The sequence below is a fragment of the Mycobacterium sp. Soil_C_30 genome, from assembly GCF_057656995.1.
Genome location: NZ_JBDGJH010000010.1, coordinates 137552 through 153021, shown reverse-complemented (window position 1 = coordinate 153021; position 15470 = coordinate 137552). Strand labels below are relative to the sequence as shown.

Genomic DNA, 15470 nt, shown 5'->3' with positions numbered 1-15470 from the left:
TGACCGATGCGCGCGAGGTACGAGCGCGCTGAGGAACCCCGCAATCAGGCACCGCGGGGTGACCGATGCGGGGTGATCCTTCACTGACACTGCGCTCCCGCCCAAAAACCCGCGAAAATCAGGGCGCCACCGCAGTCTCGACGCCGTGACGCGGCACCTTGACGAACAGCATCGCCAGCAGACCGGCTGCCAGCACCACACACAGACCGGCGGTGCCGGCCCGATCGGTGCCGAAGGCGTCGACGAACGTGAAGAACATCCACGGCGCCAGGAATGACACGGCCCGACCCGTCATCGTGTACAGGCCGAAGGCCACACCTTCCTGGCCGTCGACGGTCATGCGCAAAAGTTGTGTGCGCGCCGACGACTGGGTGGGGCCGACGAACAGGCACAGCAGCAACCCGCACACCCAGAACGCCACTGGGCCGGACAGGACCAGCAGCACCAGCCCGGTGATGATCATCGACACCAGCGAGGTGACGATCACCGGCTTGGAGCCCACCCGGTCATCGACGTGGCCGCCGATCACGGCACCGATGGCCGCGACCACACAGGCTGCAATGCCGAAGATCAGCACATCGCCCTGCGACAGCCCGTACACCGCCACGCCGAGCACCGCGCCGAAGGCGAAAACACCGGCCAGTCCGTCGCGGAAGACCGCACTGGCCATCAGGTAGAAGGCGAGGCTGCGGTCGCGTCGCCATTCGGTGCTGATATCGCTCCACACCTTGCGGTAGGCGCCGATCAACCCGATGCGCTCACGCGGCGGTTCCACCGGCTTGGGCCAGCGGTGCATGGTCAGCAACAGCGGCAGCGCGAACAATGCGAACCAGGCTGCGGCCAGCAGCATCGCCATGCGCACGTACATGCCGTCCTCGACGGGGACACCCAGCACTCCGCGGGTGGGCCCGTCTCCGGCGATGAACCCGACATACACCAGGACGAGCAGCAGAACGCTGCCGAAATAACCTGAGGCCCAACCAAATCCAGAGATCCGTCCCGAGGTCTCCGGCGTCGACAGCTGCCGTAGCAGTGCGTTGTACGGCACACTGGCCAGGTCGCCACACGCCGCGGCGACCGCCAGCATCGCCAGCCCCGCGAACAGGTAGGCCGGCTCGTCGCGGATCAGGCTCATGGAGGCCGTCACCGCCACCGCCAGCCCAGTCAGGATGGCCAGCACCTCGCGGCGCAACCGTGCCGCTTGCACCCACACCCCGGTGACCGGAGCCAGCAGAGCCACCGTCAGGCCCGCGATGGCCTCGGCGCGGCCCAGCCAGCTCACCGGTGAGGCGCCGCCCTGGGTGCCTTCCCCCACAGCGCCGGTGAGATAAACCGAGAAGACGAACGTCACCACGATCGCGTTCATGCCCGTGGAACCGCAGTCCCACAGCGCCCAGGCGGCGATCCTGGACCGGGCCGACTTGGGTGGTCCGTCCACTGGGCTCATGCCGCGCACTCTAGCGACCGGAGCTTGCCGACCAGGCCAGCCCCGGTGCTGTCTACGATGACCCGTGTGCCAGTACCCAAGCCACATCCAGATGCGCGCGCCGTCGTCACCGGTGCTTCCCAGAACATCGGCGAAGCGCTGGCCACCGAACTGGCCGCACGCGGCCATCACCTGATCATCACCGCGCGCCGAGCCGAGGTGCTGACGGCGTTGGCGGAGCGGCTGACCGCGCAGTACGGCGTCACCGTGGAAGTCCGTCCAGTGGACCTCGGCGATCCTGCCGAGCGTGAAACGCTGTGCCAGGAACTCGCCACCCGCGAGATCTCCATCTTGTGCGCCAACGCCGGAACCGCGACGTTCGGTCCCGTCGCCAAGCTCGACCCGGCCGCGGAGAAGGCCCAGGTGCAACTGAATGTGCTTGGCGTCCATGACCTCGTACTCGCCGTGCTGCCGGGCATGGTGTCGCGGCGAGCGGGTGGCATCCTGATTTCCGGTTCAGCAGCGGGCAATTCGCCGATCCCCAACAACTCCACCTACGCTGCCAGCAAGGCCTTCGCCAACACCTTCAGTGAGTCCATTCGTGGCGAGCTGAAGAAAGACGGGGTGCATGTGACGCTGCTGGCACCCGGCCCGGTGCGCGAGACGCTGCCCGCCGAGACCGAGCAGTCCCTGGTGGAAAGACTGATCCCGGACTTCCTGTGGATCTCCACCGAGTACACCGCCAAGCTGTCGCTGGATGGCTTGGAGGCCAACAAGATGCGGGTGGTGCCGGGTGTGACGTCGAAGGCGATGTCGGTCGCCAGCGGCTACACGCCACGCGCCATCGTGACGCCGATCGTCGGCGCGGTCTACAAGAAGCTGGGCGGCGGCTAACCCCCCAAGGACGAGCGCACGCTTTTGTACGTTGCGGCCCGGCGTGTCACGTACAGACACGCGCGCTCGCGAGGTGGGTCGAGGTGAGTCAGGTGGCCTCGTAGAGGATTCCGCGTCCGATCGCCTCCCGCACCACCGGCAACGCGGCCTCGGCCAAGGCACCCGAGTCCACGCCGTGATGTGCGGCCAGCAGATCCAGCAGCATCCCCAACGGCACCTCGCCGCGACATCCCGCCAGAAGCGCACGCGACACCTCGTCGACGCCCAGAACTGCGGCGGGCCCGCCCGGCCTCCGCACCGCCGCGCCCACCAGCTGCCACCCGTCGGGGCCGGGCAGTGACTGCTCTTCGAGAAACACCGGCGCCGTGGACAACCGGGTGCCCAACAGCTGCTCATCTCCTGTGTCGTGCAGATACTCCCGGCGGGCGAAGAACGCTGCCACCTCCGGGCCGGTCAACATCTCATCGGCGCCGGTGATCTCTTCGAGTACCTGATCCGGCGGCCGCCGCTCGCCCGGGCGGGGTGCCCGCAGCGTGATCATGCCCATGCCGACCCCGGCGATGTCCTCTGCGTCGAACCAATCCAGCCACTGCCCTCCGCGGCGGGCCGCGTCCTCCGGCAACTCCCCCGCATCCGAGGTCCACAACGACACGTAGCTCACCGGGTCGGCGAACTCGCGTTGCACCACCCACGCGTGGAGTCCGGAGCCCGCCAGCCAGCCGGAAACGCGGTCACGCCAGTCATGGCCGTCGCGGACAATCCAGTTGGCCATGATCTGTGCGGTGCCACCCGGCTCGAGATACGCACCGGCCTGCTCGATCAACTTGGCGCACAACGCATCTCCGGCCATGCCGGAGTCGCGGTACTGAAAGTCGAGCGCGCCGGTGCCCACCACGAACGGCGGGTTCGACACGATCAGGTCGAACCGTTCACCGGCCACCGGCTCGAACATGCTGCCGTGCCGCAGATCCCACGACATCCCGTTGAGCCGGGCGGTCGCCGCGGCCAGCGCCAAGGCGCGGTGATTGGTGTCGGTCGCGACGATCTGGTCGCAGTGCGCGTCCAGGTGCAGCGCCTGGATACCGCAGCCGGTTCCCAGATCCAGCGCCCGCCGTACCGGGTCGCGGACGACGGCATGGGCCAGCGAAACCGATGCGCCGCCGATTCCGAGGACGTGATCGGGGCGCACCGGACCCGGGCGCATCGCGGCGTCCTGATCAGAGACCACCAGGAAGTCGCGGACGCCGTCGCTGTGCGGGCGCACGTCGAGGGCGGCCCGGATGCTGCCCTGTCCGGTCACGTCGACGACACCGCTGTCGATCAGCGTGTCGATCCCCACGGTCGGCAGCGCAAGCGCCACCCGGTCCCTGGACTCGTCGGCACCGAGGAGAAACAGCCGCACCAGGACCGCCAACCGCTGCTGATCTGCGTCGGCACGGTCGGTGGCGCGCAAGGCCGACCACCACAGCCCCCGGCTGAAGGCCGCGCCGGCGTCGGCGCCCAAGAGCCCGGCCACGCCGTCGGTGGTGTACTCCGCCGACCGCAGATCGGCGCTCAGTGCATCGACCACCTCGCCTGAACTCAGCGGCTCCATGGGTCAACGCCTCCTACGACGGCCGGTGCCGAAGATGCTGCGGGTGATCTCACGGCCGATCACCGTACCCGCTGAGCGCATCGCGCTCTTGAACGCCGGGCTGTCCATCATCTTCTCCAGCATGCCGGGCTCGGCGGGGGCCGGCATGGGTGGCACATACACGTCGGCGGGCACCGGTGGCAGCTCCGGTGCGGGCGCCAGTCTGGCGGTCAACCGCTCGTAGGCGGAATCCCGGTCGACAGTCTGGCCGTACTCCTGTTGCAGCGGGCTGGCTTTCGCGGCCGCTGCGATGGCCTCGGGTCCGATGGTGTCCATCAGCGACCGAGGTGCGCGTATCCGGGTCCACGCCACCGGGGTGGGCGCACCCCGCTCCGACAGTACGGTGACGACGGCCTCGCCGGTGCCCAGCGACGTCAGCGCCGACTCGAGTTCGTACACCGTGCTTTTGGGATAGGTGCGCACCGTCTTGCGCAACGATTTCTCGTCATCCGGGGTGAAGGCGCGCAGGGCGTGCTGGATGCGCGCACCGAGCTGCGAGAGGACGTCGTTGGGAATGTCGGTGGGCAGTTGCGTGCAGAAGAAGACACCGACGCCTTTGGATCGGATCAGTTTGACAGTCTGCTCCACCTGCTCGAGGAATGCCTTGGACGCGTCGGCGAACAGCAGGTGTGCCTCGTCGAAGACGAACACGAGCTTGGGCTTGTCCACATCGCCCACCTCGGGCAGCGCGGTGAACAAGTCGGCGAGCACCCACATCAGGAACGTCGAGAACAGCACCGGACGGGCTGCGTCGCTACCGAGTTCGAACAACGTGATGACTCCACGGCCCTGCCCGTCCACCCGGATCAGGTCGTCGGGCTCGAGTTCGGGTTCGCCGAAGAAGGTGTCACCGCCCTCGGCCTCGAGGTTCACCAGCGCTCGCAGGATCACCCCCGCCGTCGTCGTCGACACCGCACCCAGCGCCTTGAGTTCCGGCTTGCCCTCGTCGCTGGTGAGGAACTGGATCACCGAACGCAGATCCTTGAGATCCAGGAGCGGCAACCCCTGCTGATCGGCCCAGTGGAAGATCAAGCCCAGGGTGGACTCCTGGGTCTTGTTCAGCCCCAGCACTTTCGCCAGCAGAATCGGCCCGAAGCTGGTGATGCTCGCGCGCACCGGGACGCCCACACCGGAGGTACCGAGCGACAGGAACTCCACCGGGAAACCCGTCGGCGTCCAGTCGTCGCCGGTGTCGGCGACACGCTGGCCCACTGCGTCATCGGATTCGCCGGGCCGCGACAGTCCCGAGAGGTCGCCTTTGACATCGGCCATCACCACCGGCACACCCGCAGCCGAGAGTTGCTCGGCGATCACCTGCAGCGACTTCGTCTTGCCGGTCCCGGTGGCGCCCGCGACGAGCCCGTGCCGGTTCATCGTCGCCAAGGGGATGCGCACCTGCGCGCCCGCATCCACGACCCCATCGACGACCACGGCTCCCAGCTGCAACGATGCGCCGGCGGCGGCATAACCCGCGGCGATTTGTCGAGCCGGACTGATATCCCCGGATCCGGTGGTCATGGACGCGTCCTCTCGCCGGCTTCGGCTCCTGACCTTACGTCGACCCGGGGTGTGGATAGGCCTCTGTCTGCAGGTGGGCCTACTGTGAAGCCCTGTGCGTGAAGAACTCGTGTGGATCGACTGTGAGATGACGGGGCTGGATCTGGGGTCGGACCGGCTGATCGAGATCGCGGCCCTGGTGACCGACGCCGACCTCAACGTCCTCGGCGACGGCGTGGACGTGGTGATCCACGCCGACGACGCCGCGCTGTCGGGAATGATCGATGTGGTCAAACAGATGCACTCGCGATCCGGGCTGACCGAAGAGGTGAAGGCCTCCACCGTCGACCTGGCCACCGCCGAGGCGACCGTGCTCGACTACATCCGCACTCACGTCAAGACCGCCAACACCGCGCCGCTGTGCGGCAATTCGATCGCTACCGACCGTGGATTCCTCGCCAGGGACATGCCGACGCTGGACAACTACCTGCACTACCGGATGATCGACGTCAGCTCGATCAAGGAACTGTGCCGACGCTGGTACCCGCGGATCTACTTCGGCCAGCCGGAGAAAGGCCTGGCGCACCGCGCCCTGGCCGATATCCACGAATCGATCCGCGAACTCAAGTACTACCGGCAGACCGCCTTCGTCAGTCCACCCGGGCCGTCTACCAGCGATATCGCCGCGGTAGCGGCCACCCTGGGCCCGCCGGGAACCACGCCGGAGGAAACCGATTCGGCTCCGAGCGGGTCTACCGGTTAAGATCTACCACGCTGCACATCCGGTTCACCGGTAGCAGCGATGGTGGCTGTAGTTCAGTTGGTAGAGCACCAGGTTGTGATCCTGGCTGTCGCGGGTTCGAGTCCCGTCAGCCACCCCGGTTCGGGAACGCCGTCTACGTAAGTAGGCGGCGTTTCTGCGTTCATGCCCCGCACAATTGGACGGTGACACACCGGCGCATCACGTCCTGGGGATGTTGGGCCGCGGCACTGGGGTGCGGGTTCGCCGCGGGCCGTTCATTGACCGAGGGTGGGTTGGCAGCCTGGCTGCTGGCCGCCGCTGCGCTGCTGGCAGTGGCCGGAGTGTTCGTGCACCCCGTCCTGTCGCTGCGCGTGGCGCTGCTGCCGTTCGCCGCTTTCGTGGCGGCGGTCGGCCTCGGCGCGGGCAGCTACGCAACCGTGGCGCTCGCGCTGGTCGGGGCGGTCGCAATCGAGTTAGCGCACAACCGTTTGCGTGCCGCCGCCGACCAACGGCGGCGACTCCGCCACGACGGCGTGGTCACCACCGGCACCGTGGCCAAAGCGTGGCGGTACTACGTCGGCGCCGTACCGATGACGCGGGTGACGGCGCAGTACGCCGACGACAGCGGGCACCAGTGGCACGGCCGGACGAGTGCCGACGGTGTGGTGCCCGCGGGCGCGCGGGTGCGGTTGCGCTATCTGCCGGAGGACCCGGGAACCATCGAGGTGGTGCGGTCCTGACTAGGCGCTGGCGTTACCGGCCTGCCACTGATCCCAGGGCACGTTCCAGTCGCCCAGGCCGTCGGTACCGGGCAGCGGCGAGCCGACGGTGTTGACGACCTCCACGATGTCGCCGCGCTTGGTGTTGTTGTAGAACCACTGCGCATTGCTGGTGCTGACGTTCAGGCAGCCGTGACTGACATTCGAATAGCCCTGACTGCCAACCGACCACGGCGCGGCATGCACATAGATGCCGCTGTAGGACATCTGCGTGGCGTACTCCACCTCCGTGCGGTAACCGTTGGGTGAATTGACCGGCACACCGTAGGTGGACGAGTCCATCACCAGATCGGCGTAGCGGTCTCCGATGATGTACACCCCGTTGTTGGTGGGGGTGCTGTTCTTGCCCATCGAGGTCGGCATGGTCTTGACCACCTCACCGTTCACGCGCACCGTGATGGTCTTGGTGGTGTCGTCAGCCGTGGCGATCACCGCGTCACCGATGGTGAATTGGGTGCTGGCGTTGTCCTGCCCGAACAGCCCGTCGCCGAGATCGACACCGTAGGTGTTCACCTGGACATCGACGGTGGTGCCCGGCTCCCAGTAATGCTGTGGGCGCCAACGGACTTCGCGATTGTTGAGCCAGTAGAACGCGCCCTCCACGGGCGGCTTGGTGGTGACCTTGATGGCACGTTCGGCCGCAGCCCGGTTCGGGATGTTCTCGTCGAAGCGGATGGCCACCGGCTGCCCGATGCCCACGGTCTCGCCGTCGCCGGGCATCAGGTACGGCATGGTCAGGTTCTCGGGCGAATGTGTCTCGAATGCCATCCGCCGGCTGGCCTCACCGCCGAGCCCCAGTGAACGCGCCTCCAGCGTGTAGCTCTCGTTGAAGTCCAGCGGCTCGGTGGTGGACCAGGTGAGTCCGTCCTTGCTCAGCTGGCCGGGGATCAGGGTGCCGTCCTCGTCCTTCATGGTCACCGGGCCCAGCACACCGTCTTCGGCGGTGACGGTGACGGGCTGGTCGACGGCGACGCCGACCGCGCCGTCGGTCACCGAGGCGGTGAGTTTGGGAATCAGGAGATCACCGAACGGGGTGCCCTTGTTCTCGATGGTCTGAGCCACCGGCGCGGCGGTGTTGTTGGCGCACGCGCTCAGTGTCAGCACCACTGTGGGAACCAACAGCAACGCCACCAGCCAGGGTCGATAGCCGCGCGGACGGGTCACCGAACGGACCTGCCACATACCTGTTCCACCTCACAACCGGGGCCGTCAGAACGCATTCAAATAGCATGCGCCGTTGGCAAAGAGTCTAAGGGCAGTCACAGAGTGGACGCGACCTCGCCGTCGCTCCCCCTCGCCCGCAGTTCAGCATACGGATTTCCGTCAGAGGCGCTCGGCCTGTTATCGTCTCTCACGCAGTTCACGCGCCGTTAGCTCAGTTGGTAGAGCAGCTGACTCTTAATCAGCGGGTCCGGGGTTCGAAACCCTGACGGCGCACCACAAAATCCGGCCGCGACGGGAATCCCCGAGCGGCCGGATTTTTTTGTGCGCCGGCGTCGGCGACCTGTGAGCCGCCTTCGAAATCGCCGCCAAAGCTGGGGTTTCGCTGAAATGTTCGATATAGATCGGGAGAGGCTCTTTCGCGGAGCACCGACCGTCACGCAACGTCGTCCCCGTGATCATGACGGGTGCACAACGCGGCGTTGCGGGATTCATCGGTGCCGCAGTGTTGACGGGATGTTCATCAACCGGCTTGTTCCGGACCGATCAGTTGATCACCGTCACCGAGACGTCCACGAAGCTGGTACCGACGGCCACCACCATCACGTCGACCACCAACCCGGTGACGGCGATGCCCGGGGACGGGGTGTACGAGGTGGGCAAGGTGGTGGCCGCCGGGAGGTACGCCACCACCGGCTCGCCCACATCCGGCGCCGCATGCCGATGGACCCTGCTCCCCTACAAGGAGGCACCCTTCGAGAAAGCTCTCTCGGGCGGGTTCACCTACGGCCCGGGCGAGCTCAACGCCTTCCTGGGAGACATCATCCGGACCGAGGGTGGATGCATCTGGACGCTCAGTCAGTGAGGACGTCGAATTCCAGATGCAGTTTGGTGAGCCCGCGCAGTATGTAGGTCGGGATGTAGCGGTACGCGCGTTCCCCAGCCGGGCCGTGATGACGCTCGGAGATCCGAATATCGCTGGTGCGGTCCAGGATTCGTTCCAGGCCCACCCGCGTCTCGGCACGCGCCAGTGGGGCACCCGGGCAACTGTGGATGCCCCGGCCGAACGCCAGGTGCTGGCGGGCATTCCGGCGGGTGAGGTCGAAGGTGCCGGGGTCGGCGAATCGTCGCGGGTCCCGGTTGGCGGCGGCGTTGAGAACCATGACGGTGGTGCCGGCGTCGAGGCGTGTCGCACCGACGGTCACAGGCACCCGGGACAGCCGGAAGTCACCTTTGACCGGGCTCTCGACGCGCAGTGTCTCCTCGATGAAGTTCGGCAACAGGGTGCGGTCAGCGCGCACCTGCGCCTGGATATCGGGCCGGTCGCCGAGGATCTGCACCGCTGCGCTGAGCAGCCGCACCGTGGTCTCCTGTCCTGCGGAGAACACATTGGTGGCCACCCGCGCGACATCTGCGACGTCCGGGGTGGTGCCGTCCGGGAAGCTGGCTTCGGCCAGCCCCGTGAGCACGTCATCGCGGGGGGTGCGCCTGCGGGCGGCGATGTAGTCGGAGAACTGGGCATAGAGGAACTCCAGCGGGCTGTGTGCCAGCGCCGCCTCACCGGTACTGCCGATACCGCCGCCGGAGTGCTCGCGAATTCCGCGGACGAAGGTCTCCCGGTCGTCATCCGGGATCCCGAGCAGGTCGGCGATCACCAGCAGGGTGAAGGGGCTGGCAAAACCTTTGATGAACTCGCCTTCTCCCGGCGCCAGGAAGTCGTCGAGCACCTCGTCGGCCAGCCGCCACATCGCGTCTTCGTTTTCCTTGAGCCGCTTCGGCGTCATCAGCCGCATCAGCAACGAACGGTGGTCGGTGTGCGCCGGCGGGTCGAGCGCCGGCAGTTGATCGCTGAACGGCAATTCGTGCCGGTGCTTGTCGATCAGCGCGCTCACGTCGTCGCCATCGAGTGGGACCGGGAACCCCGGGAACGGCCCCGTCACCGACGTACAGGAGGAGAACGACGCCGCGTCGTTGTACACCTGCACCGCTTCGTCCCACCCCGTCACCATGGCCACGCCGTAGTGCTTTTCCGTGATGACCGGACACCGCCGTCGGAGGTCGTCGAAGTACGGGTAGGGATCGGTGACGAGGTGCCGGTCGCGGAAGAAATCGACGTCGGAGTCTCCGGTGGCCATGCAAAGTCCTCCGATCGGCCTGCCGCTCATGAGAATGTAATTCTCATGATTGCGTATGACATTCACACAGCGCGCGGCGGGCGTCAATCGTGACTACCCTGGCCGAGCCCCGCCACGACCTGTCCCGGCCCGGGGCGCCCCACCGGTTGAGGATCTATCTCGGCGTCGCGATCTTCACCGCGGTGGTGTTCCTCGTCATGACGGTGGGCGTCTCCGCCGGCTTCATCGAGCCGACGTTCACCTCCGACGTCGTCGCCAACGTGCTGTTCGGCGTGCCGGTGATGCTGCTGCCCTTCGTCATCCTCTGGAACGCACCGGGTGAGCAACGAACCCGGCTCGACAAGGCCGCCGAGCTGACACTGTTCTATCTGCCCTACACCGCGTGCAGCCAGATCGGCTACGAATTGATGTTCCTGATCGGACATCCCTTCGGCTGGTGGGCGCCCACCGACGACCCCGGGTGGAAGTGGCTGTGGTGGCAGTACGGCCTCGCCGACACCCGCTACACGAGCGGCAATCCGTGGGTGTTCGGACTCGAAGTGGTCGGAGTGAGCACCGGCGTCATCGTTTTCACGATGTGGACGCGGCTGATCCGCAAGGATCTGCCCACGGAGCGCCGCATCCGCAGCTTGTGGATCGCCTTCGCCGGCTGCGCCGTCCTGATGAGCAGCACCGCGGTGTATTTCATCTCCGAAGTGGGCGCCGGGTTCGCCGATATCGGGCAGGGCGGCTTCGGGCTGTGGTTCAAGTTCATCGGCGAGAACGTGCCGTTCATCGTGCTGCCGCCGCTGGTGCTCTACTCGATCCACCTCCAGATCGACTACCTGACGCGGCGCGCGGGTCAGCAAGCTCAGGGGTAGTGCGCTACCCCATCCACGGCCGTGCGGACCTGCCAGACTTCGGGCTGGGAAGGAGCTCCGCCATGACCACACGATTTGTCGTCCAGCGTGATGACGTGCGGCGAACCCACTGGGATACCACCCCTTCGGCCGCACTCGTCGACGGCGAAGTGCGATGCCATGTCGACGCATTTGCGCTCACGTCGAACAACATCACCTACGCCGCGTTCGGGGACGCGATGAACTATTGGGATTTTTTTCCGACCGGTGACGCCACCACCGGCAGCCTGCCGGTGTGGGGCTTCGCCTCCGTCGTCGAGTCCCGGTATGCCGGCGTCGACGTCGGTGACCGCTTCTACGGATACTGGCCTGTCGCCGACGAAGCTGTTCTGCAACCCACTCACGACGACGCCCGCGGCTTTGTCGACGGCGCCGCCCACCGGCGTGAGCGTGCGCCGATCTACAACACCTACATTCGCTGCAGCGCCGATCCGGGCTACACCCCCGAACTCGAGCCTCAGCAAGCCCTGTTGCGGCCGCAGTTCGGCACGTCGTTCCTCATCGACGATTTCCTCGCCGACAACGGCTTCTTCGGGACGGGCACCGTGATCCTGTCCAGCGCATCCAGCAAGACCGCCTACGGCACCGCGTTCTGCCTCGGTCTACGCCTCAGCGCGGTGAAGGTCGTCGGACTCACCTCGCCGGCGAATGCGGCATTCACCCGGTCACTGGGCTGTTATGACCAGGTGCTCTGCTACGACGACGTCGCCGACGCCCTGGCCGACAACGCCGCGGTGTACGTCGATTTCAGTGGCAGTGCGCAGGTGCGCGCGGCCGTACATCGGCGACTCGAGGACAAACTCGCTTACAGCTGCGCTGTCGGCGCGACGCACTGGAACGAGTTCGGCGGCGGTGAGGATCTGCCGGGGCCGGCCCCCGTCTTGTTCTTCGCGCCCGATCAATTGCAGAAGCGCACCGCCGAGTGGGGCGCGGCCGATCTGCAGAAGCGCCTCGGCGTTGCCTGGGCCGCGTTCATGGAGCCGGTGACCCGTGCGGAGAACCCGTGGCTGACCGTTGTGCGTGGCCGCGGAACGACGGCGATCGATGCCTGCTACGCAGCGCTCCTCGATGGCACCGTCGCGGCGAGCGAGGGCCACATCCTGTCCGTCTGAGACCGAGCACCTCCTGGGCAAACGGCCGTTATTTGCCCGTCGGTCAGTTTCGTCATCCGGTGCCGTATCTAATCAGCGTTTGAGTCAATATGTGCCGCGGTGGTGCTGGCATCCCCGTTGTGGTGACACATTGAAGTTATCTGCATTCCCGTCATTCTTCGGCTCTGACACCATGTGCGCAGCTTCAGCGTGCAGCATTCTGGTCCCGGCTGTTACCATCCAGTTAGCTGAACCCGTGGCGTGCCGGCCGCGGTTAGATGAAGCGGGGAGTTAGCCAATGTCTACGCTGGGGTTTTTTCCAGACACCACAGCAGCGCAAGCATCATGCGACACAGATGTAACTCCGCAATCAGAGAATTCGGACGTGCTGTTCGTCCACAGCTGCAGCCGGCTGGGGCTGCAGGCGAACCCGCCGTCGTTTCGGCTGAGTTTCGGGTGGTTCCGCCGCCGCTGATGCGGGCGTATGTCAGCGGCGCGCCCTGCGGATGATCAGCACCACCGTCACCAACCCCACGCCGGCCAACGAGGCCGCCACGGCGGGTTTGGTCACGAACGTGAGCACTCGGGCCTTCACGTCCTCGGCGATGCGGGTGGGATTGGCGCGCACGGCAAGAGCGTCGACGGTGGAGGCCAGCCGATCACGAGCCTCGTCGATGTCCTTCCGGATCTCTTCTGGATCTCGGTCCGGCACGGTTCCTCACTTCCTCCGGCACTAACCCCTTCGGGGATCTCCTTACGAGAGATGCCATCCTGCCGCACTACCCTAGTTCAGCCGGGTACCGCACGTTCTACTGACACCGCCGTGAGGAGTTCCACGTGTCCGAAACCCCCCGTCTCCAGGTGGGCGACAAAGCGCCTGCGTTCAGCCTGCCCGACGCCGACGGCAACACCGTCGCGTTGGCGGACTTCAAGGGCCGCAAGGTCATCGTGTACTTCTACCCCGCCGCCTCGACGCCGGGCTGCACCAAACAGGCCTGCGACTTCCGCGACAGCCTCGCCGAACTCAACGGCGCCGGACTCGACGTCGTCGGCATCTCCCCCGACAAGCCCGCGAAGCTGGCCAAGTTCCGCGACAACGAAGAGCTGACCTTCCCGCTGCTGTCCGACCCGGACAAGTCCGTGCTCGCCGCGTGGGGCGCGTTCGGCGAGAAGAAGATGTACGGCAAGACCGTGCAGGGCGTGATCCGCTCGACATTCGTCGTGGACGAAGACGGCAACATCGAGGTGGCCCAGTACAACGTCAAGGCCACCGGTCACGTCGCCAAATTGCGCCGCGACATCTCGGTCTAGCGCTGCGCCAGCGCCTGCAGCAGCAGTGCCTCCGACGTGGCGGCACGTTCCAGCACCCCGAGGTGCAGGCTCTCGTTGATGCTGTGCGCCTGCGTGTTCGGGTCTTCGACACCGGTCACCAGGATGGTGGCCGCCGGGAAGGCCTTGGCGAACTCCGCGATGAACGGGATCGACCCGCCCACCCCGGTGTCCACCGCGTCGACGCCCCACGCCTGCCGGAACGCGGTACGCGCAGCGTCGTACACCGGGCCGGTGGCGTCGATGGCGTAGGGCTGCCCGACATCCCCGGGGGTGACCGTGACCTTCGCGCCCCACGGGGCGTGCTCCTCGAGGTGGGCGCGCAGCGCCGCCAGATGCGCTCCGGCGTCCCCACCCGGGGCCACCCGCATGCTGACCTTGGCGCGGGCCCGCGGAATCAGTGTGTTCGAGGACGCCGCAACCGAAGTGGTGTCGATACCGATGACGGTGATCGCCGGTTTGGCCCAGAGCCGCTCGGGCACCGACCCCTCCCCGATCTCCTGCACGCCGTCGAGCATTCCGGTGTCGGCGCGCACCCGTTCCGGGGTGTAGTCGACCTCGCTCGCGGTGCCGTGATGCAGCCCTTTGACCGCCACGTTGCCCTGGTCGTCGTGCAAGCTGGCCAGCAGGCGCACCAATGCCGAGATGGCGTCCGGCACCACCCCGCCCCACATTCCGGAGTGCAAGCCGTGGTCCAGGGTCTCGACCTCGACCACACAATCGGCCAAACCGCGCAATGACACCGTGAGCGACGGTATCTCGGTGCTCCAGTTGTCGGAGTCGGCGATGATGATGACGTCGGCGGCCAGCAGGTCCTGGTGGGTTTCCAGCAGCCTGCTCAACGACGGGGAACCCGACTCCTCTTCCCCTTCGACGAACACGGTGACACCGACGGGAGGATTGCCCTCGAAGGCGCGGATGGCCGCCAGATGTGTTGCGATACCGGCCTTGTCATCGGCTGTGCCGCGACCGTAGAGCCGGCCGTTGCGCTCGGTCGGTTCGAAGGGCGCCGAATGCCATTGCGCCGGGTCGCCTTCGGGCTGTACATCGTGATGGGCATACAGCAGGACCGTCGGCGCGCCGGCCGGTGCCGGATGGCGGGCGATGACGGCCGGGGCGCCGCCTTCGCTGACGATCCGGACGTCGTCGAATCCGACGCCGGTGAACAGGTCGGCCACCTTCTGCGCGCTGCGGTGCACCTCGTCGCGACGGGCCGGGTCGGCCCACACCGACTGAATGCGCACCAGATCCTCGAGGTCCGCGCGGACCGACGGCAGGACTTCCTGGACGCGTGCGACGAGATCAGTCATGGCGCCCACAGTAATCTGCCGGACGCAGCCGCCTCTCCGTGCAGGCTCAGACGGTGTGCCCCCATCTGGCGAGCGCGCGTGTTTGTACGCCCGACACGGAGTGTCGCCGTACAAACACGCGCGCTCGCGCCAGAAGGGTGGTGCGGCGCTAGCTGGTTTCGAGAATGGCGACGGCGGCCGCGGTGTCACCTTCGTGGGTCAGCGACACGTGGATGGTCACATCGACCAGGTGCTCGGCGATGGCACCGGTGAGCCGGACCTTCGGCCGGCCCCACATGTCGGTGACCACCTCGATGTCGCGGTGGATCCCCTCCGGCAACACCGGCCGCTGCGCGAACCGCGACCCCGACCACGCCTTGATCACAGCCTCTTTCGCCGCCCAGCGGGCCGCCAGGTGCCGCGCCGCCACCGAACTCTTGTCGGCGGCGTCGCGGCGCTCCCCCGGCGTGAACGTCTCGGCGAACACGGTCCCGGGCTGGTCGACCTGCTCGGCGAAGTCGGGGATGGACACCACATCGATACCGATTCCGACTATCGCCACGCCGTGAACCCTAACGGATCAGCGGTCACCGAC

At 66.8% G+C, this 15470-nt stretch carries 15 protein-coding genes and 2 tRNA genes; 9 read left to right on the top strand and 8 right to left on the bottom strand.

Annotated elements, in window-relative coordinates; all coding sequences use genetic code 11:
• Positions 1 to 118: 118 nt before the first annotated feature.
• Complete coding sequence (locus AC3A6P_RS19880) at positions 119 to 1447, bottom strand: MFS transporter (RefSeq protein ID WP_487693413.1); 1329 nt, start codon at positions 1445 to 1447, stop codon at positions 119 to 121.
• Between the two features lie 66 nt (positions 1448 to 1513).
• Between AC3A6P_RS19880 and cmrA the strand changes: the two genes are divergently transcribed.
• Positions 1514 to 2320, top strand: coding sequence for a mycolate reductase (cmrA, locus tag AC3A6P_RS19875; protein ID WP_487693412.1), 807 nt, complete (start codon positions 1514 to 1516; stop codon positions 2318 to 2320).
• An 88-nt stretch (positions 2321 to 2408) separates the two neighbouring features.
• Here cmrA and AC3A6P_RS19870 read toward each other — a convergent pair whose 3' ends face one another.
• Both AC3A6P_RS19870 and AC3A6P_RS19865 read right to left on the bottom strand, forming a co-directional pair.
• On the bottom strand, positions 2409 to 3914 hold the full coding sequence (locus AC3A6P_RS19870) for a DUF7782 domain-containing protein (RefSeq protein ID WP_487693411.1): 1506 nt from the start codon (positions 3912 to 3914) through the stop codon (positions 2409 to 2411).
• Positions 3915 to 3917: 3 nt separating this feature from the next.
• A complete protein-coding gene (locus tag AC3A6P_RS19865; RefSeq protein ID WP_487693410.1) occupies positions 3918 to 5471 on the bottom strand; it encodes a helicase HerA-like domain-containing protein in 1554 nt (517 codons plus the stop codon).
• Positions 5472 to 5565: 94 nt separating this feature from the next.
• On the opposite strand from AC3A6P_RS19865, the gene orn reads away from it, so the two are divergent.
• The 3 genes from orn to AC3A6P_RS19850 all read left to right on the top strand — a co-directional run bounded on the left by orn (position 5566) and on the right by AC3A6P_RS19850 (position 6932).
• Entirely contained in the window at positions 5566 to 6213 is a 648-nt protein-coding gene (gene orn / locus AC3A6P_RS19860; protein WP_487693409.1) for an oligoribonuclease, read from the top strand.
• Between the two features lie 42 nt (positions 6214 to 6255).
• Positions 6256 to 6328: transfer RNA gene (locus tag AC3A6P_RS19855), tRNA-His, on the top strand.
• A 67-nt stretch (positions 6329 to 6395) separates the two neighbouring features.
• On the top strand, positions 6396 to 6932 hold the full coding sequence (locus AC3A6P_RS19850; RefSeq protein ID WP_487693408.1) for a hypothetical protein: 537 nt from the start codon (positions 6396 to 6398) through the stop codon (positions 6930 to 6932).
• Here AC3A6P_RS19850 and AC3A6P_RS19845 read toward each other — a convergent pair whose 3' ends face one another.
• The gene (locus tag AC3A6P_RS19845) at positions 6933 to 8153 is read right to left on the bottom strand and encodes a L,D-transpeptidase (protein WP_487693407.1); all 1221 of its coding nucleotides are present in this window, start codon (positions 8151 to 8153) and stop codon (positions 6933 to 6935) included.
• A 182-nt stretch (positions 8154 to 8335) separates the two neighbouring features.
• Between AC3A6P_RS19845 and AC3A6P_RS19840 the strand changes: the two genes are divergently transcribed.
• A tRNA-Lys gene (locus AC3A6P_RS19840) sits at positions 8336 to 8411 on the top strand.
• A gap of 181 nt (positions 8412 to 8592) precedes the next feature.
• On the top strand, positions 8593 to 8997 hold the full coding sequence (locus AC3A6P_RS19835; RefSeq protein WP_487693506.1) for an Rv1352/Rv1906c domain-containing protein: 405 nt from the start codon (positions 8593 to 8595) through the stop codon (positions 8995 to 8997).
• Here AC3A6P_RS19835 and AC3A6P_RS19830 read toward each other — a convergent pair.
• On the bottom strand, positions 8987 to 10267 hold the full coding sequence (locus tag AC3A6P_RS19830) for a cytochrome P450 (RefSeq protein WP_487693406.1): 1281 nt from the start codon (positions 10265 to 10267) through the stop codon (positions 8987 to 8989). The genes AC3A6P_RS19835 and AC3A6P_RS19830 overlap by 11 nt on opposite strands.
• 89 nt (positions 10268 to 10356) lie before the next feature.
• Between AC3A6P_RS19830 and AC3A6P_RS19825 the strand changes: the two genes are divergently transcribed.
• Both AC3A6P_RS19825 and AC3A6P_RS19820 read left to right on the top strand, forming a co-directional pair.
• The gene (locus AC3A6P_RS19825; protein WP_487693405.1) at positions 10357 to 11127 is read left to right on the top strand and encodes an emopamil-binding protein; all 771 of its coding nucleotides are present in this window, start codon (positions 10357 to 10359) and stop codon (positions 11125 to 11127) included.
• Between the two features lie 62 nt (positions 11128 to 11189).
• Positions 11190 to 12278, top strand: a complete 1089-nt coding sequence (locus AC3A6P_RS19820) for a DUF2855 family protein (protein WP_487693404.1) — start codon at positions 11190 to 11192, stop codon at positions 12276 to 12278.
• Positions 12279 to 12744: 466 nt separating this feature from the next.
• Here the strand turns inward: AC3A6P_RS19820 and AC3A6P_RS19815 are convergent, their stop codons facing one another.
• Complete coding sequence (locus AC3A6P_RS19815) at positions 12745 to 12969, bottom strand: DUF3618 domain-containing protein (RefSeq protein WP_487693403.1); 225 nt, start codon at positions 12967 to 12969, stop codon at positions 12745 to 12747.
• Positions 12970 to 13094: 125 nt separating this feature from the next.
• Here AC3A6P_RS19815 and bcp point away from each other — a divergent pair, with 125 nt between their 5' ends.
• On the top strand, positions 13095 to 13568 hold the full coding sequence (gene bcp, locus AC3A6P_RS19810; RefSeq protein WP_487693402.1) for a thioredoxin-dependent thiol peroxidase: 474 nt from the start codon (positions 13095 to 13097) through the stop codon (positions 13566 to 13568).
• Here the strand turns inward: bcp and AC3A6P_RS19805 are convergent.
• Positions 13565 to 14896, bottom strand: a complete 1332-nt coding sequence (locus AC3A6P_RS19805) for a M20/M25/M40 family metallo-hydrolase (protein WP_487693401.1) — start codon at positions 14894 to 14896, stop codon at positions 13565 to 13567. The two genes, bcp and AC3A6P_RS19805, sit on opposite strands and share 4 nt — an antisense overlap.
• A gap of 148 nt (positions 14897 to 15044) precedes the next feature.
• A complete protein-coding gene (acpS, locus tag AC3A6P_RS19800; RefSeq protein WP_487693399.1) occupies positions 15045 to 15437 on the bottom strand; it encodes a holo-ACP synthase AcpS in 393 nt (130 codons plus the stop codon).
• Positions 15438 to 15470 lie beyond the last annotated feature (33 nt).